The following is a 23,832-nucleotide window of genomic DNA, read 5'->3' as shown; positions in this document are numbered from 1 at the left end:
TCGCGGCGTTCACCCCCCTTTGGGTGTTTGTTGGGGGGGGGGGGGGGGGGGGGGGGCCCCCCCCCCCCCCCCGACCGGGCCGATAACTAAAACGGATTTTTGAGCTTACGGGAAGTACTTGGTGCGGTCACGCATAGATGGAGGTGGACCCCCCGCTTCGGCCCTCCGCCCGACTCGGTTCCCCTGCTTCGGCCCCCACCTGCGGCCCCCACCTGCCCCGGTTCCCCTGCTTCGGCCCCCACCTTCCCCGGTTCCCCACGCTTCGGACCCCCATCCGACTCGGTCACCGGTGTTCGACCCGAAATTCTTCGAGGACCGAGCCGTCGCGGTGTCGAATCTCGCCGTCGAGACCGCCCTCTCGGGGGTGAAGTTCGATGTGCGTCGGCAGGCCACCTCGCGGTTGAGCGTGACTGCCGGGATTCAGTAGCAGGACCTCGCCAGCGTCGCTGACCGCGTGGCGGTGCGAGTGGCCGAACACCACCACGTCGGCGGCCTGCTGGCGGCCGAGGAGCGACAGGCCGGTCGCACTCCGGTCGTCACCGTGGGTCAGGACGAATCGGAACCCCTCGGCGTCGAAGGTGCGCTCGGGCGGCAGGCGGTCGCGGACGCCCGGCGTGGCGTTGTTGCCGTAGACGCCGTGGAGACGGTCGCTGACCGACTCGAACGCGTCGAGCGCGGTCTCGTTCAGGAAGTCCCCGGCGTGGACCACGAGGTCGGCTTCTTCGACCGCCTCCGCCGCTCGTCCCCGGAGTTCGTGGCCCGACCGACTGTGCGTGTCCGAGAGGATGGTAATCATCGTCCCGAGGTTGGAACGGTTTCGGCCTGAGTGTTACGAATACGACCACTTTCTTATCGGGTGGCCGAGAAGAGGGACCAATGGCCGAGAGCAAGTCTGTCGTCCTCGCCGCACTGTTCGCCAACGGCGCGATAGCCGTGCTGAAGTTCTTCGGATTTCTGCTGACCGGGAGCGCCGCGATGCTCTCGGAGACGTACCACTCGATTTCGGACACCGGCAATCAGGTGTTCCTGCTCATCGGCATCCGGTACAGCAATCAGGACGCGAGTCGCGGGCATCCGTTCGGCTACGGCAAGGCCGAGTTCTTCTACAGCTTTCTGGTGAGCGTCCTGCTGTTCGGCATCGCCGGGTGGGAGTCCGCGAAGCACGGTTACAACGCCATCATGCACCCCGGACACGGCGGTGGCGGCCAGCCGGTCGAACTCCTCGGCATCGGCCCGTTCGACCCGGTGTACGTCAACTACGTCGTCCTGCTCGGCGCGATAGCGTTCGAGACCTATGCACTGAAGAAGGCGTGGGCCGGGATGAAAGTCGACATCGAACAACACCAGTGGAGCGGCCTGCGCGAGGCGTTCTCGAAGACGAGCAACGTGACGACCCTCACGGCGTTCACCGAGGACACCATCGCGCTGGTCGGCGCGGGCATCGCGCTGTTCGGCATCTACCTCTCCAGAGTCACCGGGAATCAGCTGTACGACGCCGTCTCCGCCCTCCTCATCGGCATCATGCTGATGGGCTTCGCCTTGGCGCTCGCGTGGGAGAACAAGCGCCTCCTGCTCGGCGAGAGCCTGCCGAAGTCAGAGGAGCGAAAACTCCGCAACATCGTCGAGGAGTGGGAAGGCGTCGAGAAAATCGTGGACCTCCGAACAGTCTACTTCGGCCCGGAGCAGGTGATGGTCGCGGCCGACATCGCCTTCGAGAACGGGATTCCGACCGAGGAGATGGACGACCGGATTACCGCGTTGGAGAGCGCGATGATGGAGGCCGACGAGACCATCTTCAAGGTGTACGTCGAGCCTGAGGTGTAGCCGATTTCCGGTCGCCTGCACTTCCACTCCAGAGCGAGACTTTAAACGTCAAGCCGGGCAAACTCCCTGCCGTGGCAGAGACGAACGGGCACATGCGGTTCTTCCCGTACGAGGAACCGTACGACAATCAGCGCGAGGCGATGGACCGCATCTACAACGCCTTCGCGCGCGGCCAGGACGTACTTTTCGAGGGAGCCTGCGGCACGGGCAAGACCCTCTCGTCGCTCGCGCCCGCGCTGGAGTACGCCCGCGAGGAGGACAAGACGGTAGTCATCACGACCAACGTCCACCAGCAGATGCGCCAGTTCGTGGCGGAAGCCCGCGAGATTACCCAAGAGGAGTCGATTCGCGCGGTCGTGTTCCGCGGCAAGGGGTCGATGTGTCACATCGACGTGGGCTTCGAGGAGTGTCAGGTCCTCCGGGACAACACGTACGAGGTCGTGGACGCCGAGCGAGATTTGCGAGAACTCGAACAGCGCCAACAGGAACTGCTCGAAGCCGGACAGGAGGGCGACGACCGCGCGATGGACGCCCGGAGCGCGGTGATGGACGAACTCGATTCGGTCCAGGAGACCGTCGAGAGCCTCGAAGACCAGAACACCTGCGAGTACTACTACAACAACCTCGCGGGCGACAACGACGAGTTCTACTCGTGGCTCTACGACGACGTGCGCACGCCCGACGACATCTACGATTTTGCGGAAGAGCAGATGCTCTGTGGCTACGAACTCCTCAAGGACGGCATGGAGGGCGTGGACCTCGTCGTGTGCAACTACCACCACCTCCTCGACCCGATGATACGCGAGCAGTTCTTCCGGTGGCTGGGCCGGGACCCCGAGGACGTAATCGCCATCTTCGACGAGGCGCACAACATCGAGGGCACCGCCCGCGAACACGCGAGTCGAACGCTGACCGAGAACACCCTCGACTCGGCGCTCGACGAACTCCAGGATTCGGACGACGCGCGGGCCGAACCCGCGTACAACGTCATCGCGGCGTTCCGGCGCGCGCTCGAAGAGACCTACGAGGACGCGTTCGGATTCGGCGATAGGGAGAAGGTGGGCGACAACTGGGAGGACGTGTCCATCTCGAACGACGATAAGCGCGACGACCTCACGCTGAATTTCCTCCAGCAGTACACCGGGAAGGGAATCGACACCGAACTCGACCTCGCGGTCCACCTCGGCAAGGAACTCGACGACCGGTACGAGGAGGCGTACAAGAACGGCGAGGCGACCACGCGCCAGGAGTGCCAGACCCTGCAGGCCGCGAACTTCGTTCAGTCGTTCATGGCCGAGGGAACGGAGTTGGGCCAGTACCCAGTGGTCGCGGTCCGACGCGACGAGGCGACCGACCAGGTGTACGGCCGGGCCGAACTCTACACCTGCATCCCCCGCGAGGTAACGGCCGACCTCTTCGGCGAAGTGTACGCCACCGTCCTGATGAGCGCGACCCTCCGGCCATTCGACGTGCTCTCGGACGTGCTGGGTCTCGAAGACCCGGTCTCGATAGCCTACGGGCTTCAGTTCCCCGAGGAGAACCGCCGGACGTTCGCGGTCGAGTCGCCCGCGCTGTTTTCGAGCGAGCGCGGCAACCCCGAGACCCAGGACGCCATCGCGGGCGTCCTCCGGGACGCCGTGGAGTTCACCGCCGGGAACACCCTGCTCTTCTTCCCGAGTTACGCCGAGGCCGAGCGCTACTACGACCGACTCAATCGGGAGTTCGGGAGCAGGGACGCGACCCTCTACCGCGACGAACCCGGAACCTCAGTCGAGGACCTCCGCCAGCGGTTCGTGACCGACGAGAACGCCGCCCTCTTCACCTCGCTGTGGGGTACTCTCGCCGAGGGCGTCAGCTTCGACGGCGACGACGCCCGGACGGTGGTCGTGGTCGGGGTTCCCTATCCCCACCTCAGCGACCGAATGGAGGCGGTCCAAGAGGCCTACGACCGCACCTTCGCCGACCGGTCGGGTCGCGATTCGGGGTGGGAGTACGCCGTCGAGATTCCGACGATTCGGAAGACCCGCCAAGCGTTGGGGCGGGTGATTCGGTCGCCAGAGGACTTCGGCGTGCGGGTGCTCGTGGACAAACGCTACACCCAATTGGGCGAGCGCAAGATGCGCAAGTACAGCGTCCGCGAGACGTTCCCGCCCGAGGAGCGCGCCGAGATGATAGACATCGGGCCCGAGAAGCTGAAGTTCGCGATGCTGAACTTCTTTACCGATAGGGGGGCGTGGGATGGGTCGCCTCCTACTCCGTAAAAATTCGTTATCAGATGTGTTTTGGTATGTGAGTGTTCTCGGCCTAAAGCTAACCGCTACTTTCGTGAACTTCTGGGCATTTTCCTCGGCCGTGACTAGCGACTCCCGGTACCTATGAGGACCGCACCACCACCGCACAGCACCGCAACCGCGACGGCCACACGCCTCCCCAACCGACTGCGCTTCTCGACTCCTCGCTTCGCTCGTCGCCTGCGATGCTCATCCCTCGCGCGCTTTGGGCGCGGTCCAAACCACGGACCGCGCCAGCGCGCGCCGGTGGCTAGTCTAACCAAGTGTAGCCCGTGGAAAATCGTGTTAAAACTCTCAATCGAAAATCGGCGTTAGCTCACTCGTAAGCCGCAATGCCGGTTGCTGACTGGCATTCCGATGTGACTCGTGCCGCTTTCGCGTCACTCGTAAGCCGCAATGCCAGTCAGGTCCTGCCCGAGAATCAGGGTGTGGATGTCGTGGGTGCCCTCGTAGGTGTACACCGTCTCGATGTTCGCCATGTGACGCATCGGCGAGTAGTCGGCGGTGATGCCGTTGCCGCCGAGAATCTCGCGGGCGATTCTCGACTGGTCGCGGGCCATCCGGACGTTGTTGCGCTTGGCCATCGAGACGTGCTGGGGTCGGAGGTCGCCGCGTTCCTTGAGTTCGGCGAGTCGGTAGGCAAGAAGCTGACTCGTCGTGATTTGGGTCGCCATCTCCGCGAGCTTCTGCTGTTGAATCTGGAAGCGCGCGATGGGACCGCCGAACTGGTCGCGCTCGGTGGCGTACTCGCGGGCGACCTCGAAGCTGTCGCGGGCCGCGCCGATTGCGCCCCACGCGATGCCGTACCGGGCTTGAGTCAGACACGACAGCGGTCCCTTCATGCCCTCGACGCCCGGAAGCACGTCCGCCTCCGAGACGTAGACGTTGTTCAGGCCGATTTCGCCCGTGATGGACGCGCGAAGCGACAGCTTCTCGTCGATTTTGTTGGTGCTCACGCCGTCTTTGTCAGTTTCCACGAGGAAGCCCCGGACCGGATTGTCCTCGGCCGACCGGTCGCGCGCCCACACGACCGCCACGTCCGAGATGGGGGAGTTCGTAATCCACGTCTTCGAGCCGTTGAGGACGTACTCGTCGCCTTCCTTCTCGGCGTGGGTCTCCATCCCCGAGGGGTTCGAACCGTGTTCGGGTTCCGTGAGACCGAAACAGCCCACGAGTTCGCCCGTGCCGAGTCCGGGAAGCCAGCGTTCTTTCTGCTCCTCGGAACCGTAGGCGTGGATGGGGTACATCACGAGCGCGCCCTGCACGCTCGCCATCGAGCGCAGGCCGGAGTCGCCCGCTTCGAGTTCCTGCATCAGCAGGCCGTAGGCCGTCTCGCTCACGTTCGGCGAGCCGTAGCCCTCCAGATTCGGCGCGTAGAAGCCGAGTTCGCCCATCTCGGGGATGAGTTCGGTCGGGAAGGTGCCGTCTATCCAGTGGTCGCCGACGTCGGGCTTGAACTGCTCTTCGACGAAGCGCCGGGCCGTGTCCCGAATCAGTCGCTCCTCCTCGTCGAGGTCCTCCTCCAGTGAGACGTAGTCGAGCATGCCAAGACCTGTGGTTCCAACCGTGAAAAGCGCTCCTACTTCCCCGATGGATTGCCGGTGTATCGGCCGAAAATCGGGCGCGTCAGCTCACAGTTCGACGTTGTCGTCGCGCTCGGCCGCGATGTCGAGGTACGCGTCGGCCTGCTCGGCGTGCGGGCCGCGCATCACCACGTCGTCCTGGTCGTCGTACTCCACCAATCCCATCATCGACAGTTTCGGGAGTTGGGAGTGACACAGCGAGGTGAACACCCGCTTGCGGTGGTCCTCGGAGACGAGGTCGATGGGCTTGCCGGTCTCCCACGTCGCGACGGTTTCGACGAGGTCGTCGAGCGCCACGGGGTCGTCGGCCTCTCGCAGGAACGTGAGGACGTACCGACTCCGCCTCGACGCCAGCGCGTCGAAGACGTTGTCCTGGGGCAGCGGCGGAACGTCGATGTCCGGTTGGCGCGGCGACGCCGTCCGGTCGGCGTTCGCGTTCCCGCCCCCGTCTGCGATTTCGTTGTTCATTTTCCGATGATACGCCGCGAACGGGGGTGTGCTTGATGGTTCACCAGTCATGGTATTTAAATATCCCTTCGAAGAGAATCGAGAGACGGGAGCGGGGTGTGGGTCTACCCCGCAGTCACGCGGGAGTCGCGTCGGGCGTCTCGGCGTCCCGAACCTCGCGGGCGTACGCCACGAAGTTCTCGAAGACTATCTTCGCCTCGCACGCTTTCGCGTAGTTCTCGTCGTCGATACCGTCGAGGACGCGCTGGATGCGCTCGTCCGGGAGGTCCTTGCCGCTCGCGACTTTCTCGGCAGTCGCCATGTCGTACTCGGGGTGGAACTGCACGCCGAAGGCGTGGCCCTTCCGGAAGCCGTGGTTCGAGTAGTCGTTCGACGCGAGTTCCTCCGCGCCGGGCGGGAGTTCGACCACCGCGTCCGAGTGGGTGGTGAAAGCGGTGAAGCGGTCGTCAACGCCGTCGAACAACTCGGAGTCGCCGGTGTGTTCGACCTCGCGGTAGCCGATTTCGTACTCGCCCATGTCGGCGACCTCGCCGCCGAGAACGTCGGCGAGGAGCTGGTGGCCCCAACAGATTCCGAGATACGGGAGGCCCGCGTCGATGGCGTCGCCGACCCACTCCTTGGTCGGCGCTATCCACTCTTCGTCCCAGTAGACCGACGACCGCGACCCCGAGACCACGACCCCGTCGAAGTCGAGGCCGTCGGGGAGTTCGCCGCCGGTCGCGTCGAACTCCACGAGGTCGGCGTCGAGTTCCCGCCGGAAGTTCCGCCGGGTGTCGCCCCCCTCGTGTGCGGCGTTGAGAAACGCGATGCGAAGTCTGCTCATCGTGAGATACGAAACACCTCTCGGACAAAAGGGGTTTCGCTGCGGGGAGTTCTGCCGGTATCGGAACTAATCGCTGGAGTCTTGGGTCTTGCGTTGGTTCAGTAATCACTCGGAAGATGCATCACCGATATAGTCGAAAGTGTGAAAAGCATAGTCGCATTAATTGCAGCTATGAGAGAGTATACTCGTAGACTGCAAATATATGCATTATTACTTTTGGTTTTCCTGTCTCCACTGGTGGGATTTGCTGTCTTCGACGGCTATCATATCGAGGCGACTGTGCTGATTTGGGGTGCCGTGATAGGCACTTTTTTGTTTTTCTCTTTCGACTCTGGTACCGACCATAAATTGACCCAAGAGTTGGCTAGCATCCAGTACCAACCAAACGGCACCTCATCTTTAGAAACCGGGGTCTCCGAAGCGCGAAGAACCCTTGACGTTCAAGTAGCGAACCTCAACGACATCGACACGAAAGCGATTCGAATCCTCCGAATCAACGTGCTTCTAATAGGGTTGCTCCTTTCAGCGCTCACCTTCTCTGCAAACAACCCAAAGGTTTCCTTCGATACACTCCTCAATAGGTATCTCGGAACGGGGATACTCTTCTTAATATCGTCCACTGCGACTGCTGGACTCACTTACACCGCTTCGGATCTTCGTGCTGGAATGAGTAAACCAAACCTCATTACGATGTTAGAAGAGGACTTGGTAGATAAAGAATTGAACCTCATTCTATCAAAAAGCTATGCGAAATGGATTCGCAAGAACCAGTCGGCGGAAATCCTGAATTCGTTCTATTCGACTTCCACGATACTGCTTTTGATTTACTCAGTCACGTACCTCGCACTCGGTGTGTATCATGGTCTCGTTGATGCGGTTTCTGTTTCGTTGGTTGGTACATCGAGCGTTGCTTTGTACATCATCACATTGGCTTCCGGATACCCGTCGCAGATACAACGAGTGATTGACGAAGTTGATTTCCGAATCGAATGAAGCACAATCATCCCAATCTATTTATCTCTGTAGGAGGTATCGTGAGCCACAATGGGTGACGACAACGACGAAAACGAACGCCGAAACCGAGTCTCGCGAATCGTTTTCGACGGCCAAGTAGTTTCGAAGGGTCGTCGTCCTTCCGACGAAGACGAGTGACTGTCGGCTTTTTCGAAATATCGGTTGTATTCCCTCCCGTTAGCTAACACTCACTCCATCTCGAATCGCTCCTCACCGGAGACCTGCCGTCGAATCTTCGCTCGGTCGGGTTCGCCGGTCGGACGACGCGGGAGCGACTCCACGACGACGATTTCGCGGGGGACGGCCGCGTCCGGGAGTCGGTCGGCGACGAACGCCCGGAGTTCGCCGGGGTCGGCGTCGCCGACGACCGCAGCGAGCGAGTCGCCCGAGACGACCGCTCCGGCCTCCCGAATCCCGTCGTGGGCTTCCAGCGCGCGCTCGACTGTTCGGGGGTGGACGCGATTTTCCTCGGACTCCAGCGCATCCGCCGTCCGCCCGAGAACGTAGAAGTCGTCGCCCTCGCGGTACGCGAGGTCGCCGGTCGCGACCCACTCCGGGAAGTCCTCGCCGCCGACGTAGCCGCGTGCGGTGACGGGGCCGCGCACCTCCAGTTCGCCGACGTCGCTCTCGTTCGTCTCCCTCTTGTCCGCCTCGTTCTCGCCGACTCCGGCCGCTCTGCGGCCGGAGTCGGCGAACTCCGCGAGTCGAACCTCGCAGTCGGGGAACGGCCGGCCCACGCAGTCGGGGTCGAGGGCCGGGTCGGATTCGCGGTCGGCGTCCGAAGCCGCGCGCTCGACCGGGACGACGAGGTTGTTCGGCCCGGTCTCGGCCCGGCCGTAGGACCGGACCACGGGCGCGCGCTCGGCGAGCGCCTCGCGCGCGTCGGTCGGGAGCACCGACCGCGTGCCGACCCACTCAACGCTGTCGAACTCCGTCGATTCGAACGACTCGTCGGCCACCAGTTCGCGGTACTCGGTCGCACCCGCGAACAGCGCGGTCGCGCCGCGATTTTCGATTACCGCGAGCGCGTCGGCGGGGTCGAACGCCCGGAGGACGACGACCCGCCCGCCGACGTAGAGCAGGGGGAGCGCGAGTCGGTGGAGTCCGTCCGCGTCCGAGAGCGGAAGGAGCGTCGGCGCACAGTCGTCCCTGCCGAGACCCCACGCCGCAATCGCGGTGATGCAGTTCCACTCGACCGCGCGCTCGGGCAGGTCCACCACGCGGTCGGCCCGCCCGTTCGCGTGGAGGTACAGAAGCGAGCGCTCCGGGTCTGGGTCGGCCCGGTCGTAGTCGGACTGCTCGGTCTCCTCGCCACGACGGAGGTCTTGGAAGGTGTATTCGCGGTCGTCGGCGACTTCACGAACGAGGTCGCGCTGTGCTGGCTCGTGGACGACGATTTCGGGGGCCACGATATCGAGGGGTCGCTCGACCGTCTTGGGCGTGAGTCGGTGGGAAATCGGCGCGAGCGCGGCCCCGAGGCGACGGGCCGCGAACAGGAGCGCCAGCACCTCGACGCGATTCCGCGAGACGACCGCGACCGAATCGCCCGCCTCGACGCCGAGGGCGTCGAGGCGGGCCGCGAAGGTGTCGGCCCGCGCGTCGAGGTCGGCGTAGCTAATTCGGCGGTCGTCGCTGGCGTCCGCGACCGCGAGTCGGTCCCCCCACAGCGCCGCCCGGCGTTCGAGCGAGAGCGTCATAGCCGGGGTTCGACGCGCCGAGACGTAGGCGTTGTTGCAGTCGGGAACGAACGAATCTTCCGGGCGGCAAAATCCCACGGCGGCGATAGGTCTATGTGTCACCATCACATGGTACCGAGTGGATCGACATGCAACCGTGCCAAAACTGTCAGGCGGTCATCGACGAGTACATCTTGGATAAACAACTCGAACCCCTGCGAGACCTCACGGTCGACGACTTCAACGTCTGTGCCGACTGCGCCACCATCGTCGGCGAAGCGTGCGTCGAGTGCGGCGGTGCGGTCTACGTCCCGCGAGGAGTCGCCGCCACGCCCGACTACTGCCCGGCGTGTCGCTCCGAGCACATCGAGCGCACGGGTCGCGACCCCGGTTGGACTCTCGACACCACGACCTGCTGAACGGTCCGTCCGCGGTCAGAAGTCGCCGCCCTTTCTCCGCCGTCCGTCCGCCGGTCGCCACTCCGGAGTGCGGTCAGTCCTCGGCGTGGGCTTCCAGAAAGCCGACCAGCGCGTCGTTGACCTCCTTCGAGCGCTCCGCGAAAAACAGGTGTTCGCCGGGGAACGCCCGGAACTCCCCCTTCGGAAGCCCCTCGGCCAGCAGGCGACCGTCCGCGACCGGAATCACGCGGTCGTCCTCGCCGTGCAACACGAGCGCCGGGGTCGTGATTTCGTAGAGACGGTCGCTCACGTCGAAGTTCGCCATCGCGTCGAAGTGACCCCTCTGAGCGTCGAGCGCGGCGTCCTCCGCGAGTCGCCACTCAACGATGCGCTCGACCAAGTCGTCGGTCTCCAGCAGTTCCTCGCTCGCCGCGGGTTCGAGCGAGGCCCGAAGCGCATCGGAGTCGTCGCCGACCAGCAGGCGCTCGCGCACGTCCGCGGGGACGCCCTCGGCCCGCGGCCCGCCGGACGAGGTACCGAGCAGGGTCAGCGACCGAGCGCGCGAGTAGTCGAGGGCATATCGGAGCGCGACCATCCCGCCCATCCCCGCACCGACGAGGTGGACAGTCCGCGCCCCGGAGTCCGAGAGAACGGCGTCGAGGTCGGCGGTCATCTCTCCGACGGAGTACCGACCAGGGGCGTCCGACTCGCCCGTGCCGCGCGTGCTCGGAACGACGATGTCGTAGTGACCGGCGAGCGCGGGGTACTGCCAACTCCAGAGCCACGGGCCGTGACCCGCGTCGGCGAGGAGGACGACCGTCTCGGCGTCGGGAGCGTCGGATTCGGCGACTTCGTAGTGAATCGAGACGCCGTCGTTGTCCGCGTAAGGCATGGGTGGCGGTTCGATTTGGCGAGGTTTGAGTGGTTCGCTCTCGGAATCTCGTCCGTTTGCGGTGCAGATGCGGTTTTTATTGGCTCAAGTGGTTGCTTGCTTCTGCGTTTCTCGACGAAGTTCACCGTGATGCTGTCGAACGCTTCGTCTGCTTCGAACAACAAAATCAGTACCGGGGAACAGCCAGAAAGCCCCCGCCCGGTCGCGGTCGCTGACCGACATATCTGGGCCTCTCCGCCACGCCCGGCCCAGATAGAGGTCGGTCAGACGACCACGTAAACGCGACCGGACGGCCCCTTTCAGTCCCACCCGAGGTTTGTGTCACCGGCAGATTCTCGGCGGACGGTTCACCGGCAGATTCCCGGCGGCTGATTCACCGGCAGATTCCCGGCGGCTGATTCACCGGCGTTTCACACCGTTCGGTCTCTCGGCGACGCCGTTCGGCGTCGCCGAGAGACGCACGCTTTTTGTCACCCGTAAGTCAACACCGAACTCATGGAAGCCATCAAGGACAGCGTCCACGACCACATCCCGGTCTGCGACCTCGCCGCCGACCTGCTCGACACGCCCGCCCTCCAGCGGTTGCGCCACGTCAAACAGCTCAGCACGGTTCGGCTGGTCTACCCCTCGGCGAATCACACCCGGTTCGAGCACAGCCTCGGCGTGTATTACCTCGCGCGCGAGGCGCTCGACCACCTCGGAATCGAAGGCCAGCGCGCGAAGGCGGTCCGGGCCGCCGCCCTGCTCCACGACGTGGGCCACGGCCCCTACGGCCACCAGACCGAGGGCATCATCGAGCGCCGACTCGGCAAGCACCACGACGAGGTCGGCGACCTGCTCGCCGACGGGACCCTCGCGGCGGTCCTCGAATCCCACGGTCTCGACCCCGGCGAAATCGCGAGCCTCGTCGCCGGTGAGGGGAAGCTCGGCCAGCTCGTCGCGGGCGAACTCGACGTGGACCGGATGGACTATCTCGTGCGCGACGCCCATCACACCGGCGTTCCGTACGGCACCATCGACCACTCGCGACTCGTCGCCGCGCTCCGATTCCGCGACGGCGACCTCGTCCTCTCGGAGGGGAACGTCCACACCGCCGAGAGCACGCTGGTCGCTCGCGCGCTGATGAACGCGACCGTCTACCGCCACCACGTCTCGCGCATCGCGGGCGCGATGCTCGAACGCGCGGGCGAGCGCCTGCTGGATTCGACTACCATCCGAGCCGAGGAGTTCGCCCGGATGACCGACGACCGACTGCTGAGCGCGCTTCGCGACTGCGAGGCGACCGCCGACGCCGCCCGCCGACTCGAACGCCGCGACCTCTACAAGCGCGCGGTGTGGTCCGAACTCGGCGAGGTGCCGGAGGCGGTCGTCACGGCCGACCACGCCGCAGTCCGGGGGTTCGAGCGCGATATCGCGGCGAAAGCCGGGGTCGCACCCGAGTCGGTGCTGGTCGATACCCCCGGCGAACCGAGCATGCCCGAGTCCTCGACTCGCGTGGTCGTCGGCGACGAGGTGCGGCGACTCGGCGACGAGTCGCCGCTGGTCGAGGGGCTACGCGCCGCGGCGCGCGCCCAGTGGCGGTTCGGGGTGTACGCGCCCGAAGAATCGGTCGGCGAGGTGGGCGCGGCGGCCGAGCGCGTGCTGGGAGTGGACGCGTAGGAGTCCGCGGAACGGGGAGAGCGGTTTTAGCTCCCAGACCCGTGATACCCTTCGATGGGAGTTGGAAGCGACGCGCGCCGGTGTGGACCCGAACGAAGCGCTGGCTCTTCGGTGGGAGAGAGTAGTTCCGGCCCCGATACATATTGTCCTCGGGAACATCTTCCTCGTGTATGCCGTCACGGAAGTGGGAGTACGAGACGCTCCGGCCGAATCGAGACTCCACGATGAAGGAGGCGACCGACCCGAAATCCCAGTTGAACGAACTCGGTCGCGAGGGGTGGGAACTCGCCGACACCGTCGATTACGTTGGCGGCGGCACCAAGTTCTTCGTACTCAAACGCCCCGCGTCGGCGACCGACCGCGAAGATGAGTGAGCGTCACGGCGACTCGAACGACGGAAACAGCGGGGGCGATGGCGAAATCAGCACCGCGAACACGATGCGCGAGCGGGCCGACGAGAGCCGTCTCAAACTCCGACTGCTGCTCGAATCGAATCGCCTCGTCGTGACCGGCGTCTTGGCCGCGTTCGTCTTCGTCGCGTTCGTCGTGTCGAGCGCGTTCATCTACCCGACGTTCCGCTCGACCGCTATCGCGGGCGACGTGATAGAGACGATGTTCTCGGCGATGATTGGCGCGGTCATCACGGGGACGACGCTCGTAGTGACTATCAATCAGCTCGTTCTGTCCCAAGAGACCGGACCGCTGGGCGACCAGCGCCAGCGCATGAGCGACGCGATGGACTACCGGACGTACGCCAGCGAACTGCTGGGGAAGACGACGCCCTCCGACCCGTCGGCGTTTCTCTCCGAACTGGTCCGACTCAACGAGAAGCGCGCCAACGAACTCCGAGACGCGGTCGAAGAAAGCGAAAACGACCAACTCCGCGAGGAAGTCGGGGAACTCACCGACAGCATCACGGGCAACGCCGACACCGTCACGGACCAACTCGACGGCGCGGAGTTCGGCACGTTCGAGGTGCTGTCCGCCGCGCTCAACTTCAACTACTCGTGGAAGGTGTTCCACGTCGAACGAATCCGCGAGGAGTACGACAACCTCACCGACGGCCAGCGAACCGCGCTGGACGAACTCCGAACCGCGCTGGTGATGTTCGGTCCGGCCCGCGAACACATCAAGACGCTCTACTTCCAGTGGGCGCTCGTGAGCCTCTCGCAGTTGATACTCTACGCCGCGGTGCCCGCGCTCACCGTCGCGGGAATCATGCTCGCGTTCGTCGGCGGGGAGTCGTTTCCAGGCGCGACGCTCGGCCTCGCGAACGTCCTCTGGGTGGTCGCGGGTGCGTTTACTGTGACGCTAATTCCGTTCCTGCTGTTCACCGCCTACGTGTTGCGAATCGCTACGGTTGCGAAGCGGACGCTCGCCATGGAACCGCTCATCCTCCGGGACTCCCAGCGGTAAACCCTCTCGTCGAGGGTGTCTCTCGGTTCGTCGCAGCAGCCCACCGGACGTCTTCCGCGAAAAAGAGGTCTCCTACGCGTTCAGCACTTGCTTCAGCACGTCGGGCGCGTCCTCAAGCGCCCCGTCCAACTTCCCGGCGTCGGGACCGCCGCCCTGCGCGAAGTCCGGCGGGCCGCCGCCGCCACCGCCGACCTTCGCGGCGAGTTCGGAGACGACCTCCCCGGCGTTGACGCCCGATTCCTCGGGGACGGCGACCACGAACTGCGCGCCGTCCGCACCGCTTCCGATGACCGCGATTTTGCCCTCGTCGGCGAGCGCGTTCGCGGTCGCGCGGAGTTCGCCCATGTCGGCGTCGATGCGCTGGATTACGGCGGTCGTGTCGCCGACTTCGACCTCCTCGCCGCCTCCGCCGCCCGAGGCGCGAGCTTCGGCGAGCTGTTCTTTCAGGTCCTCGATTTCCTTGCCGCGGCCCTTCCACTCCTCGAAGAAGCGCTCGGCGGTCTCGGGCACCTCGTCGGGCGACACGTCGAGTATCTCGGCGGCGTCGGCGAGCGCGGCCTCGGTGCGCTGGGTCGCCTCGATGGCGGCGTCCCCGGCGGCGAACGTGAGTCGCTCGACGCCGTCCTGAATCCGCTCGGTGTTCGTGATTTTGATGGTACCGACATCGCCCGTGCGCCGGACGTGGGTACCGCCGCAGGCCTGCACGTCCTCGGCGACGTGGATGAGCCGGATGTTCATCCCCGCCGGGATGCCGCCCTGATACAGGTCGAAGCCGTACTCCTCCTCGGCCTCGTGGCGGTTGGGCCACTCCTGCTGGACCGTGGTGTTCTCCATCACGATTTCGTTGGCGACCAACTCGATTTCGTTTCTGGTCTCGCGGTCGATGCGGTCGTAGTGGCGCACGTCGATGCGCGAGCTATCGACGCCCTTCTGCGCGCCCGCCTGCCGGACGTGTTCGCCGAGGACTTCGCGGGCGGCGTGGACCACGATGTGTGTCGCGGTGTGGTGGCGCATCAGCCGACGGCGGCGCTGGCCGTCGATTTTCCCGCGGACGATGTCGCCCTTGTCGAGTTCCTCGTCGGTCCGGTGGAGGATGACGCCGTCGCGAATCTGCACGTCCTCGACCTTCGCGCTGGCGTCGTCGGTGGTCAGCACGCCCCGGTCGGACGGCTGACCGCCGCCCTCGGGGTAGAACATCGTCTGGTCGAGCACGATGTCGTAGACCGTCTCGCCGTCGTCCTCGCGCTCGAACACGTCGAGGACGACCGCCTCGAAGTCGGTTCCGTACTGGTCCTCGTAGTAGTGGCGGTCGGTCTTCGGGAGGTCGGCGAGTCTCTCGTCTTCCTCCGCTTCCTCCTCGAAGGCTTCGCCGCCGTCGTGTCGGGAGGCCACGAGACTGTAGAAGTCGTCGGGCACCTCGACCTCGGTGCCGAACTCGCTCGCGATTTCCTCGACCATGTCTGGCTGGATGCCGTGCGAATCGTAGAGTTCGACCAGTTCGTCGGTCGGGATGGGCTTGCCCTCCTCGGCGTACCGCTTGGCGAGGCGCTCGACCCGGCGACCGCCCTGTTCGAGCGTCTCGCGGTACTTCTCGACCTCGGTTCGGACGATGTCCCGAATCGTGTCGCGGTTCTCGTAACCGAGGCGGTCGGCCTGCATGTCCACGAGTTCGTCGAGCGGGGCGTCCACCCCGACGTTGTCACAGAGGCGCTTGGTGCGCCGGAGGACCATCCGGGCGAGGTAGCCCGTGGCGACGTTCGAGGGAACGATGCCGTCGCCGAGCATGTACGCCAGCGTCCGGCAGTGGTCGGCGATGGCGTAGATGTCTTCGAGGGGTTCGAGCAGGGCCTCCAGTTCGGCGGTGGACACGCCGAGTTTGTCGGCGATGTTGTCGCGGGCGGCCTCCATGTCCTCGGCCTCGTCGATGTCCATGTGGCCCGCGAGTTTCGACGCGCGGTGGACGAGTTCGGCTTCCTCCTCGGAGTGGTCGATGCCCGCGTTCTCCTTGAGGAACGAAATCATCTCGGGGTAGATGGCCTCGTACACCGTGGGGGTGCCTTGGCTAATCCACGTCCAGCGTTCGAGTCCGTACCCGGTGTCCACGACGTACGTGTCCATCTTCGAGTACCGATTGCCGTCCTTCATCTCGTACTCGCCCTCGGGGTCCTGCTCCATCGACATGAAGACCAGCGTGGCGAGTTCGACGCCGCGGTAGATGACCTCGATTGCGGGTCCGGCGTTACCGCCGCCGACCCACGGGTCCTCGATGTAGACGATTTCCTCGGGGTTTGCGCCCATCGACTCGAAGAACGCATCGCAGTACTCGACGGTCTCGTCCTTCCAGTACACCTCGCCCTGATAGGCGTACTGCTCGGGGTCCTCTAAGTCCTCTCGGGCGTTGAAGGCGTGGTGGGCCATCATCTCGAACGCCATCGTGTGCCGCCCCGTCTTGCCCACGTTGTCGATGTCCTGCATCCGGATGCAGGGCTGGCTGATGGTGAGGGGGTTGGCGGGCGGGGGCGTCTTCCCGGAGGTCACGAGCGGTTGGAAGTCGTAGACCGACGCCTGGGTGAGCAGCACGTCGTCGCGCCACCGGTTCGCCGCCACCGGGTAGGGGTCGATGCGCTCGTGGCCGTTGTCCTCGAAGAACGAGAGGAACGCCTCGCGCATCTCCTCCAAACTGTACTCGGCGTCGAGACTCGGATTGTCGATGAAGTCGTACTCCTCGCAGGGCGGTTCGCCGCACGTCTCCCTGTCGCGGTCGCGCGTCCAGAAGTGCGCTCCGCACTCCGAACACTCCTTTCGGACGAAGCCCTCGGCCTCGAAATAATCGAGGCGGTACTCCTCCTCAAGTTCGCTCATATTGTTCGTTATTCGCCAACGAACGGGTAAAACAGTTCCGCAAGTGGTGTGCTGTCTCGCACGCCTCGTCGCGTCCCGACCCGATTATCCCCCGGTTCCCCCGAGCGAAAGCGAACGACGGTCAATCGTCGGCGGTCGGTCGCGCGGCCGAATCCCTCTTCCGAGCGCTCACCGGTTCGGTCCCGCAACTCACGCAGGCGTACGACCCCTCCACGGTCTCGACCACGGGCGCGTTGCACTCGATGCACTTCATGCGCGCGTCTCGCACTTCTCGCGGATAGCGTCCCATAGTAACTCCCCCGAGAGTACGTGGGTCGGTGATAAAAGACGGACGGCCGTTTCGACCGAGCAACGCGGGATTTCCCGGCGAGCGGGGCGTTTTCGAATCGCACTGCCGCCGAAACGAGCGATTTCGGGCGAGTCAGCCCCGTGCTACTCGCCGAGCGACAGCGACGCCAACAGCGCCTCCAACTGGACCTGCTCGTTCGCGCCCTCGGTGATGCGGTAATCGACCTCGCCCACTCGGTCCATCAGGCGCACGGTGGCCTCGTCGTCGAGGTCGAACTCCCACACCGACCGGTGGAGTTGGTCGATGATGTCGCCGCCTGCCATCCCCTTGTCGGTCAGCAGGTCGTCGAGAATCGACCGGGCCTTGCCGAAGTCGCCGTCGAGCGCGTGGCGGACCATCGACTCGATTTCCTCGGGGCGGGCGGTGCTGGTGATAGTGTAGACCGCCTCCTCGTCCACGACTTCGCCCATCACCGCGGCGGCCTGCAGGGCGTTGATGGCCTTGCGCATGTCGCCGGCGGCGGCGTAGACGAGCGCGTCGATGCCGTCGTCGGTCGTCTCGATGTTCTCGGCGGCCGCGACCTTCAGAATCTGTTCGGCGACCGCGTCGTCGTCGATGGGACCGAACCGGAACGTCGCGCACCGCGACTGGATGGGGTCGATAATCTTCGAGGAGTAGTTACACGAGAGGATGAATCGCGTGTTGTTCGAGAACTGCTCCATCGTCCGGCGGAGCGCCGATTGTGCGTCAGACGTGAGACTGTCGGCCTCGTCCAAAAAGATGATTCGGTAGTCGTACCCGCCGAACGACGACCGCGCGAAGTTTTTGATGCGGTCTCGAACCACGTCGATGCCGCGCTGGTCGGAGGCGTTGAGTTCGAGGAAATTGTTCTCCCAGTCGTCGCCGTAGAGCTGTTTGGCGATTGCGACCGCGGAAGTCGTCTTGCCGACGCCCGCCGGACCGGAGAACAGCAGATTCGGCAGGTCGTTGCGCTCGACGTACCGCTTCAGGCGCGCGGTGATGTCGTCGTGTCCGGCCACCTCGTCGAGCGTCTGGGGTCGGTACTTCTCTATCCAAATCTCCTGTCGGCCCGCCTTGGAGACGTCGCCGCCCTCGCTCTCGGCCTCGCTCATGTGGAACACGTGGCGCTTGCCGGTCTTAAAGCCCGCGAGGTCCGGACGCTATCACTTTCTCGCGGGGCGGGCGCGCGACCGCGCGCCCGCCCCGCAGGTCGGAAATCGCCCGTCGAGCGAGTCAGTATCCGAAGTTGCCACGAGCGCAAGTCGTGCTTAATCGACTCGTGCGCGCACAATCAGTCAATTACTATCTTCGGGACTCTCGACGTGGCCGACATGAAACGAGGATTCGCGCTCTTGCTCGCAGTCGTCGTGGTATTCTCGGTCGTTCCCGCGCCGGTCGCGGCCGACGAGACCCGGACGGGCGGCAACGTCGTCGTCGGCGTGAACGAGACCATCGACGACGACCTGACCGCGTTCGCCGGGACCGTTATGGTTCGTGGGACGGTCGAGGGCGACCTGACCGCGTTCGCCGGGAACGTGTTCGTGGAGGGCGAGGTGAACGGCAACCTCAACGCGTTCGCCGGAAACGTTCGCATCAATGGCACCGTCGCGGGTGACGCCAACGCGGCCGGGGGCAACGTCTTCGTCTCGCAGGACGGCCGCGTCGATGGGGAGTTGGAGGCCGGCGCGGGCAACGTCGTCCTCGAAGGCGAAGTCGGCGAGGACGCCCGCCTCGGCGCGGGCACCATCACGGTCGCGCCGACCGCGTCGGTCGGCGGCGACCTCGTGTACGACGGCGACCTCGACCTCGCCGACGGAGCGACCGTCGAGGGGGAGGTCCGCCAGAGCGACGACTTGGAGGTCGGCGTCACCCCGCCAATCGTTCCCGGGTGGCTCGGGTGGGCGTACGGCCTGCTGGTGAATCTCCTGCTCGGCGCGGTCGTTCTCGCCGTCTTCCCGACGTTCTCGCGCGACCTCGCCGAGCGCGCGGTCGGCGACCCCCTTCGGTCGGCCGGGGTCGGACTCCTGCTGTTCGTCGCGGTGCCGATACTGCTGGTGCTGTTCGCCATCACCATCATCGGCATTCCGCTCTCGCTGTTCGGCGCGCTCCTCTACGCGCTGGCGCTCTGGCTGGCGGGCGTCTACGGCGCGTTCGCGGCCGGGACGTGGGCGGTCTCGCTCGCCGACGCCGACAGCAAGTGGCTCGCGCTCGTCGTCGGCGTGGTGGGCGTCGCGCTCCTGAGTCGCATTCCCATCCTCGGCGGCCTGATTCAGTTCGTGGTCCTGTTGCTCGGTCTCGGCGCGCTCGCGCTCGCCGTTCGAAATCGCTACCGGGGACGCCGGTCGCGCCGGGCGTCTGCGACCGCCGCGCCCGGTCCCGGAAGCGCGCGATAGCCTCCCGATTCGGCGCGTGACGCGCCGAATCGGGAGGCTTAGGACGCTCGCCCGCCGACCGTTCGACCAGCAATGCTCACCATTCGGAACGCGACGCTCGCCGACGGCCGCGAGTGCGACGTTCGCATCGACACCGACGCGGGCCGCATCGCGGGGGTCGGCTCGACGCTCACCGAGGCGGGCGAGGTCATCGACGCGACCGGAAAGCTCGTCCTGCCCGGCGCGATAGACGCCCACGTCCACTTCCGCGAACCCGGCTTTCCCCACAAGGAGACGTGGGAGACCGGGAGCAAGTCGGCCGCCGCGGGTGGCGTGACGACCGTCGTGGACCAGCCGAACACCGACCCGCCGACCGTGGACGGCGACTCGTTCGACCTGAAGGCCGACCTCGCCGCGAAGTCGTACGTCGATTACGGAATCAACGGCGGGGTCACGCCCGACTGGGACCCCGACGAACTGTTCGACCGGCCCGTGCTGGCGCTCGGCGAGGTGTTTCTGGCCGACTCGACCGGCGACATGGGCATCGAGGAACCCCTGTTCCGCGAGGCGGTCGAGCGCGCGGCCGACGAGTACCGGGTCGTGACGGTCCACGCCGAGGACGCCGACCTGTTCTCCGAGGACGCCACCGAGCGCGGCCCCGACGACTACGACGCGTGGAGCGCCTACCGGACCCCGGAGGCCGAAGTCGCCGCAGTCGAGCGCGCCTGCGAAATCGGCGCGGACGCCGACGCCCGGATTCACATCGCCCACACCAGCACGCCGGAGGGCATCGACGCGGCGGTCGAGGGCGGCGCGACCTGCGAGGTGATGCCCCACCACCTGTTCCTCTCGCGCGACGACTACGACGACCTCGGCACCTTCGGACGAATGAATCCGCCGCTTCGGAGCGAGGAGCACCGGAAGGCCGTCTTCGAGCGCGTGGCCGACGGCACGGTGGATATCGTGGCGACCGACCACGCGCCCCACACCCGCGAGGAGAAGGACGCGAGCGTCTGGGACGCCCCGAGCGGCGTTCCCGGCGTCGAGACCATGCTCCCGCTCCTGCTCGAAGAGGCCCGAAACGGGAATCTGAGCTACGAGCGCGTCCGCGACCTGACCGCGGCCAACCCCGCCGACGTCTTCGGTCTCGCGCGAAAGGGGAGAATCGAACAGGGACTGATGGCCGACCTCGTAATCGTGGACCCCGACGCGTCCCGAGAGATTCGCGGCGACGACCTCCACGCGAAGTGCGGGTGGACCCCCTTCGAGGGAATGTCCGGCGTGTTCCCCGAACTCACGATGGTTCGCGGAAGCGTGGTGTACGACGCAAGCCAGGGGTCGGAGACGCCTCGAAGCGGGGACGAAACGCTCGACGGCGAGTTCGGCGACCCGGTCGGCGAAAACGTGCGAACGTGACGTTCGACCAACCACCGGAGACGCGACGGGAAACAATTTCCGAAATCGAACGGTTCCCCGAGAATTAGAAAACAAACGTTTCTATTTTGAGCGAGGAACGACGAGTATTGCCCGAAAAGGTGGCGTTATTTATAATACGTCCGTATTCAGTATCGTCGGCGGACCGACGCCGACTGTCGCACCGACTGCAAAATTGCTCGTCCATGAGTCGAAAGCCGTCTGGAGGACGACGGACCCCGCTGCTGGCACTTGGGGCCGTAACTCCTCGGCGGCCCTCATCTACCATTTCGTGCGAGTCGATACCGACCGTCGTGTCCTCACCCGTCCAACTGATTCGCGATGTCGGCCAGACTCTCGTCCGGTGACTCGGTGGCCTCGTAGAACGCCCGCTCGCCGGGTTCGCGGAAGCCGTACTTGAACCCCGCCTCGATTACGTCCACGAGGACCGACTGGTCGAACTCGATGCCGGTCGTTTCGAGCCACGATTCGAGGCGATTCTCGGCCTCACCGGGGTTTCGCGCGAGCGTCGGCGAGTCGTACAGGCCGCGGATTTCGCGGCCCTCGCCGGTGAGCGGCGACTCGATTCGGGCGCGGTACTCGGCGTCGTCGGCCACGATTCGAACGAGTTCGTCGGCGGGAAACAGGTCGGCCGAGTCGTCGGGAATCACTACTTTCGGACGGTCGAGTCCGCCGCTTCGGACCAGCGTGGCCCGGACGGTCGTGAGCGAGGAGTGGTCGCTGGAGATGCGGTCGGCCATAGCAATCGCTGTCGCCGGGTATGGTCGTGAGCGTAAAAACGCCTGCGGTCGTTACTCGTCGCCTTCTTCGTCGTCGCCCTCGCCGAGGAGGTCCTCGACGGACGCCTCGCCGCGCTCCGCGATTTTGACGTTGAGTTGGGCGACCACGTCGCTGACCTCGGCTCCGCGGACGGTCACGCGCTTGCGCTCGCCGTCTCGCTTGGGTTTGTAGCCGGTGCCGCCTTCGAGGAGGACCTCCTTCAGGTTCGGGCCGGACACGTCGCCGCGCATCGGGCGACCCGCGGCGTCGGAGCCGCCGGTGATTTCGACGGTGTAGCCGTCGAGACCGACCGCGCCGCCGTCTACCTCCTCGCCGATGGATTTGCCGAGGAATCGGTTCGCGTCCTGTCCGTCAACGTCGCGCTGGAAAGTCGTCCCGGAGTCGGGGTCCGCGACGACGACCTGAAAGTCTGCCATACGGAGAGGAAGGGGAATTGCGCGTAAAAATACATCGAAGTACCTTTTCGTCCGAGGGCGACGCCGTCGGCCCACGCCGGGGCGCTCCGACCGGGAGCGCCCCGGCGAGCGAGCGTGTTGCCCGACGAGTAGGCGCGTGGTCCGGCAAGTGAACTTTTGACGCTCGGAGGCGTCGTCGGTCCATGCGCACTCGAACCAAAGCCCTGCTGACTGCCGCGGGCGGCCTGCTCGCGGCGTGGGTCGGCTGGGGAGCCTACGTCGGTCGCACCACCGAGCGGGTGCCCTACGAGACGGTCGAGCGATTAGACGGCGCGGAACTCCGGCGTTATCCTCGGCTCGTCCTCGCCGAGACAACCGCCGAGAACGAACGCGCCGCATTCGGGCGACTCTTCCGGTACATCTCGGGCGAGAACGAGACCGGCGACGAGGTGGCGATGACCGCGCCCGTCGCGACGAGGGGTGCGAAGATTCCGATGACCGCGCCGGTCCGGACCGGTGCGGGCGACGGCGACGAGACGACGATGGCGTTCTACCTCCCCGAAGACTACGACCCCGGAGACGCCCCGATTCCGACGAACCCCGCGGTTCGGCTGGCGGTCGAACCGCCCCGGGCCCTTGCGGTCCGGTCGTTCTCGTGGTACGCGACCGAGGACCGCGTTCGGCAGAACAGGGATGCCCTGCTCGACGCGCTCGAAAATCGGGGTCTCGAACCCCGAACGCGGCCGACCGTGCTTCAGTACGACGACCCGTGGACGCCGCCGTTCATGCGCCGGAACGAGGTGGCGGTGGAGGTGGGCCCGGACGCGGAGGTGCTGGACATCGAGGTGGATGCTGACGCGCTGGACGTCGAAAGGGACGCCGAGAGCCGGTCGGACCCAGGCTCAGTTGCCGAGTAATCCCTCGCCGATGTCGTCGTAGGCGACCACCTCGCCGCCGTGCTCCTCGGCGAACGACTCGGCGTCCTCGGACTCGGAGAACGGGACGAAGTCCGGGCCCATCGCGCCCTCGACCTCGCTCTCGACGACGTACTGGAGGGTCTCGGCCTCGGCGAACGACGCCGGGTCGGTGTGCGAGGAGATGGTGGTCGTCCCGCCCTGAGTCGAGACGTCGTACTCGACCGACGAGTAGTCGGTGACGTAGCCGACGACCGCGTTCCAGCCCTCCTGTTCGCGTTCGAGCTTGTACGGGAAGAAACACTGCTTCAGCGCGTCGAAGCGCGCGGGGTTGTCGTGGCCCTCCGGCGACCGGTCCTCGAAGAATAGCTGGCCGTTCGGACCGGGGTGTTGCTCGATGACCATCCCGCAGTTGTCACAATCGAGCCCGTCCGCGAGCGAGACGGCCTCGGGCGTCTCCTCGCTTCCGCCGGTCAGGTCGCCGATGCAGCCAGCCAGCGACGCGGTCGTCGCGAGCCCAACCGCGCCGAGTACGGTACGCCGACTGGGGTGGCCCGGCCCGGGCGAATCGTCGATCCGGTCGACAGCGAGGGGGTCGCGGCCGCGGCGACGACCGTCTCCGTCGGGGTTCTCGAAGCACATTAGTGGGTGCGTAGGCGTTCGAGCGGCATACAAATGGTCCCTCGTTCTCGGAACCGGAGAATCGGGGCGAAGGTGTAAA

The 23,832-nt window shown here is 65.4% G+C and carries 22 protein-coding genes; 10 read left to right on the top strand and 12 right to left on the bottom strand.

Annotated features, from left to right (window positions below):
* Positions 1–283: 283 nt before the first annotated feature.
* Positions 284–796, bottom strand: coding sequence for a metallophosphoesterase (locus tag EKH81_RS04535; RefSeq protein ID WP_132059174.1), 513 nt, complete (start codon positions 794–796; stop codon positions 284–286).
* Between the two features lie 80 nt (positions 797–876).
* Here EKH81_RS04535 and EKH81_RS04530 point away from each other — a divergent pair, with 80 nt between their 5' ends.
* Positions 877–1,824 (top strand): cation diffusion facilitator family transporter, encoded by a 948-nt coding sequence (locus EKH81_RS04530; RefSeq protein WP_132059173.1) that lies wholly within the window; start codon positions 877–879, stop codon positions 1,822–1,824.
* A gap of 71 nt (positions 1,825–1,895) precedes the next feature.
* Positions 1,896–4,085, top strand: a complete 2,190-nt coding sequence (locus tag EKH81_RS04525) for an ATP-dependent DNA helicase (RefSeq protein ID WP_132059172.1) — start codon at positions 1,896–1,898, stop codon at positions 4,083–4,085.
* Between the two features lie 410 nt (positions 4,086–4,495).
* Here EKH81_RS04525 and EKH81_RS04520 read toward each other — a convergent pair whose 3' ends face one another.
* The 3 genes from EKH81_RS04520 to EKH81_RS04510 all read right to left on the bottom strand — a co-directional run bounded on the left by EKH81_RS04520 (position 4,496) and on the right by EKH81_RS04510 (position 6,989).
* Positions 4,496–5,659, bottom strand: coding sequence for an acyl-CoA dehydrogenase family protein (locus EKH81_RS04520; RefSeq protein WP_132059171.1), 1,164 nt, complete (start codon positions 5,657–5,659; stop codon positions 4,496–4,498).
* 87 nt (positions 5,660–5,746) lie between these two features.
* Positions 5,747–6,166 carry a DUF7344 domain-containing protein gene (locus EKH81_RS04515; protein WP_132059170.1) on the bottom strand — a complete coding sequence of 140 codons (420 nt, stop codon included), beginning with the start codon at positions 6,164–6,166 and terminating at the stop codon, positions 5,747–5,749.
* A gap of 115 nt (positions 6,167–6,281) precedes the next feature.
* Positions 6,282–6,989 carry a type 1 glutamine amidotransferase gene (locus EKH81_RS04510; protein WP_132059169.1) on the bottom strand — a complete coding sequence of 236 codons (708 nt, stop codon included), beginning with the start codon at positions 6,987–6,989 and terminating at the stop codon, positions 6,282–6,284.
* Between the two features lie 237 nt (positions 6,990–7,226).
* On the opposite strand from EKH81_RS04510, the gene EKH81_RS04505 reads away from it, so the two are divergent.
* Positions 7,227–7,982 carry a hypothetical protein gene (locus EKH81_RS04505; RefSeq protein WP_132059168.1) on the top strand — a complete coding sequence of 252 codons (756 nt, stop codon included), beginning with the start codon at positions 7,227–7,229 and terminating at the stop codon, positions 7,980–7,982.
* A gap of 209 nt (positions 7,983–8,191) precedes the next feature.
* Here the strand turns inward: EKH81_RS04505 and EKH81_RS04500 are convergent, their stop codons facing one another.
* Positions 8,192–9,700, bottom strand: coding sequence for a class I adenylate-forming enzyme family protein (locus tag EKH81_RS04500; RefSeq protein ID WP_132059167.1), 1,509 nt, complete (start codon positions 9,698–9,700; stop codon positions 8,192–8,194).
* A gap of 128 nt (positions 9,701–9,828) precedes the next feature.
* Between EKH81_RS04500 and EKH81_RS04495 the strand changes: the two genes are divergently transcribed.
* On the top strand, positions 9,829–10,098 hold the full coding sequence (locus EKH81_RS04495) for a DUF7571 family protein (protein ID WP_132059166.1): 270 nt from the start codon (positions 9,829–9,831) through the stop codon (positions 10,096–10,098).
* Between the two features lie 73 nt (positions 10,099–10,171).
* Here EKH81_RS04495 and EKH81_RS04490 read toward each other — a convergent pair whose 3' ends face one another.
* Positions 10,172–10,969: an alpha/beta fold hydrolase gene (locus EKH81_RS04490; protein WP_132059165.1), complete on the bottom strand. Its 798-nt coding sequence runs from the start codon at positions 10,967–10,969 to the stop codon at positions 10,172–10,174.
* Between the two features lie 495 nt (positions 10,970–11,464).
* On the opposite strand from EKH81_RS04490, the gene EKH81_RS04485 reads away from it, so the two are divergent.
* From EKH81_RS04485 to EKH81_RS04475, 3 genes are all read left to right on the top strand, one after another.
* Entirely contained in the window at positions 11,465–12,628 is a 1,164-nt protein-coding gene (locus EKH81_RS04485) for an HD domain-containing protein (RefSeq protein WP_132059164.1), read from the top strand.
* Positions 12,629–12,798: 170 nt separating this feature from the next.
* A complete protein-coding gene (locus EKH81_RS04480) occupies positions 12,799–13,002 on the top strand; it encodes a Sp36 family protein (protein ID WP_132059163.1) in 204 nt (67 codons plus the stop codon).
* Positions 12,995–14,044 (top strand): DUF7972 family membrane protein, encoded by a 1,050-nt coding sequence (locus EKH81_RS04475; protein WP_132059162.1) that lies wholly within the window; start codon positions 12,995–12,997, stop codon positions 14,042–14,044. Before EKH81_RS04480 ends, EKH81_RS04475 begins: the two co-directional genes overlap by 8 nt.
* 72 nt (positions 14,045–14,116) lie before the next feature.
* Here EKH81_RS04475 and alaS read toward each other — a convergent pair whose 3' ends face one another.
* The 3 genes from alaS to EKH81_RS04465 all read right to left on the bottom strand — a co-directional run bounded on the left by alaS (position 14,117) and on the right by EKH81_RS04465 (position 18,328).
* Positions 14,117–16,906 carry an alanine--tRNA ligase gene (gene alaS / locus EKH81_RS04470; protein ID WP_132059161.1) on the bottom strand — a complete coding sequence of 930 codons (2,790 nt, stop codon included), beginning with the start codon at positions 16,904–16,906 and terminating at the stop codon, positions 14,117–14,119.
* 121 nt (positions 16,907–17,027) lie between these two features.
* The gene (locus EKH81_RS19725) at positions 17,028–17,159 is read right to left on the bottom strand and encodes a hypothetical protein (protein WP_274380478.1); all 132 of its coding nucleotides are present in this window, start codon (positions 17,157–17,159) and stop codon (positions 17,028–17,030) included.
* 179 nt (positions 17,160–17,338) lie between these two features.
* Complete coding sequence (locus tag EKH81_RS04465) at positions 17,339–18,328, bottom strand: replication factor C small subunit (RefSeq protein WP_132059160.1); 990 nt, start codon at positions 18,326–18,328, stop codon at positions 17,339–17,341.
* A gap of 219 nt (positions 18,329–18,547) precedes the next feature.
* Here EKH81_RS04465 and EKH81_RS04460 point away from each other — a divergent pair, with 219 nt between their 5' ends.
* On the top strand, positions 18,548–19,609 hold the full coding sequence (locus EKH81_RS04460) for a bactofilin family protein (protein WP_132059159.1): 1,062 nt from the start codon (positions 18,548–18,550) through the stop codon (positions 19,607–19,609).
* Positions 19,610–19,681: 72 nt separating this feature from the next.
* The gene (locus tag EKH81_RS04455; RefSeq protein WP_132059158.1) at positions 19,682–21,004 is read left to right on the top strand and encodes a dihydroorotase; all 1,323 of its coding nucleotides are present in this window, start codon (positions 19,682–19,684) and stop codon (positions 21,002–21,004) included.
* Between the two features lie 317 nt (positions 21,005–21,321).
* On the opposite strand, the gene EKH81_RS04450 is transcribed toward EKH81_RS04455, so the two are convergent.
* Entirely contained in the window at positions 21,322–21,762 is a 441-nt protein-coding gene (locus EKH81_RS04450) for a DUF7112 family protein (RefSeq protein ID WP_132059157.1), read from the bottom strand.
* Between the two features lie 51 nt (positions 21,763–21,813).
* Positions 21,814–22,218: a 30S ribosomal protein S6e gene (locus EKH81_RS04445; RefSeq protein ID WP_132059156.1), complete on the bottom strand. Its 405-nt coding sequence runs from the start codon at positions 22,216–22,218 to the stop codon at positions 21,814–21,816.
* A gap of 182 nt (positions 22,219–22,400) precedes the next feature.
* Between EKH81_RS04445 and EKH81_RS04440 the strand changes: the two genes are divergently transcribed.
* On the top strand, positions 22,401–23,114 hold the full coding sequence (locus EKH81_RS04440; RefSeq protein WP_132059155.1) for an SOUL family heme-binding protein: 714 nt from the start codon (positions 22,401–22,403) through the stop codon (positions 23,112–23,114).
* On the opposite strand, the gene EKH81_RS04435 is transcribed toward EKH81_RS04440, so the two are convergent.
* Complete coding sequence (locus tag EKH81_RS04435) at positions 23,100–23,753, bottom strand: nitrous oxide reductase accessory protein NosL (RefSeq protein ID WP_132059154.1); 654 nt, start codon at positions 23,751–23,753, stop codon at positions 23,100–23,102. The genes EKH81_RS04440 and EKH81_RS04435 overlap by 15 nt on opposite strands.
* Between the last annotated feature and the right edge of the window lie 79 nt (positions 23,754–23,832).

The organism is Halorussus amylolyticus, from assembly GCF_004143485.2.
Classification (GTDB): Archaea; Halobacteriota; Halobacteria; order Halobacteriales; family Haladaptataceae; genus Halorussus; species Halorussus amylolyticus.
The sequence above is the reverse complement of the archived record's forward strand: the minus strand, read 5'-3'. Positions and strand labels throughout refer to the sequence as shown.

Bases quoted from the DNA above. Each gene is read 5' to 3' on its own strand.
- EKH81_RS04445 (WP_132059156.1), bottom strand. From the start codon at position 22,218: ATGGCAGACTTTCAGGTCGTCGTCGCGGACCCCGACTCCGGGACGACT.
- EKH81_RS04520 (WP_132059171.1), bottom strand. From the start codon at position 5,659: ATGCTCGACTACGTCTCACTGGAGGAGGACCTCGACGAGGAGGAGCGA.
- EKH81_RS04475 (WP_132059162.1), top strand. From the start codon at position 12,995: ATGAGTGAGCGTCACGGCGACTCGAACGACGGAAACAGCGGGGGCGAT.
- EKH81_RS04500 (WP_132059167.1), bottom strand. From the start codon at position 9,700: ATGACGCTCTCGCTCGAACGCCGGGCGGCGCTGTGGGGGGACCGACTC.
- EKH81_RS04530 (WP_132059173.1), top strand. From the start codon at position 877: ATGGCCGAGAGCAAGTCTGTCGTCCTCGCCGCACTGTTCGCCAACGGC.
- EKH81_RS04510 (WP_132059169.1), bottom strand. From the start codon at position 6,989: ATGAGCAGACTTCGCATCGCGTTTCTCAACGCCGCACACGAGGGGGGC.
- EKH81_RS04495 (WP_132059166.1), top strand. From the start codon at position 9,829: ATGCAACCGTGCCAAAACTGTCAGGCGGTCATCGACGAGTACATCTTG.
- EKH81_RS04460 (WP_132059159.1), top strand. From the start codon at position 18,548: ATGAAACGAGGATTCGCGCTCTTGCTCGCAGTCGTCGTGGTATTCTCG.
- EKH81_RS04435 (WP_132059154.1), bottom strand. From the start codon at position 23,753: ATGTGCTTCGAGAACCCCGACGGAGACGGTCGTCGCCGCGGCCGCGAC.
- EKH81_RS04515 (WP_132059170.1), bottom strand. From the start codon at position 6,166: ATGAACAACGAAATCGCAGACGGGGGCGGGAACGCGAACGCCGACCGG.
- EKH81_RS04485 (WP_132059164.1), top strand. From the start codon at position 11,465: ATGGAAGCCATCAAGGACAGCGTCCACGACCACATCCCGGTCTGCGAC.
- EKH81_RS04490 (WP_132059165.1), bottom strand. From the start codon at position 10,969: ATGCCTTACGCGGACAACGACGGCGTCTCGATTCACTACGAAGTCGCC.
- EKH81_RS04455 (WP_132059158.1), top strand. From the start codon at position 19,682: ATGCTCACCATTCGGAACGCGACGCTCGCCGACGGCCGCGAGTGCGAC.
- EKH81_RS19725 (WP_274380478.1), bottom strand. From the start codon at position 17,159: ATGAAGTGCATCGAGTGCAACGCGCCCGTGGTCGAGACCGTGGAGGGG.
- EKH81_RS04440 (WP_132059155.1), top strand. From the start codon at position 22,401: ATGCGCACTCGAACCAAAGCCCTGCTGACTGCCGCGGGCGGCCTGCTC.
- EKH81_RS04535 (WP_132059174.1), bottom strand. From the start codon at position 796: ATGATTACCATCCTCTCGGACACGCACAGTCGGTCGGGCCACGAACTC.
- EKH81_RS04480 (WP_132059163.1), top strand. From the start codon at position 12,799: ATGCCGTCACGGAAGTGGGAGTACGAGACGCTCCGGCCGAATCGAGAC.
- EKH81_RS04465 (WP_132059160.1), bottom strand. From the start codon at position 18,328: ATGAGCGAGGCCGAGAGCGAGGGCGGCGACGTCTCCAAGGCGGGCCGA.
- alaS (WP_132059161.1), bottom strand. From the start codon at position 16,906: ATGAGCGAACTTGAGGAGGAGTACCGCCTCGATTATTTCGAGGCCGAG.
- EKH81_RS04450 (WP_132059157.1), bottom strand. From the start codon at position 21,762: ATGGCCGACCGCATCTCCAGCGACCACTCCTCGCTCACGACCGTCCGG.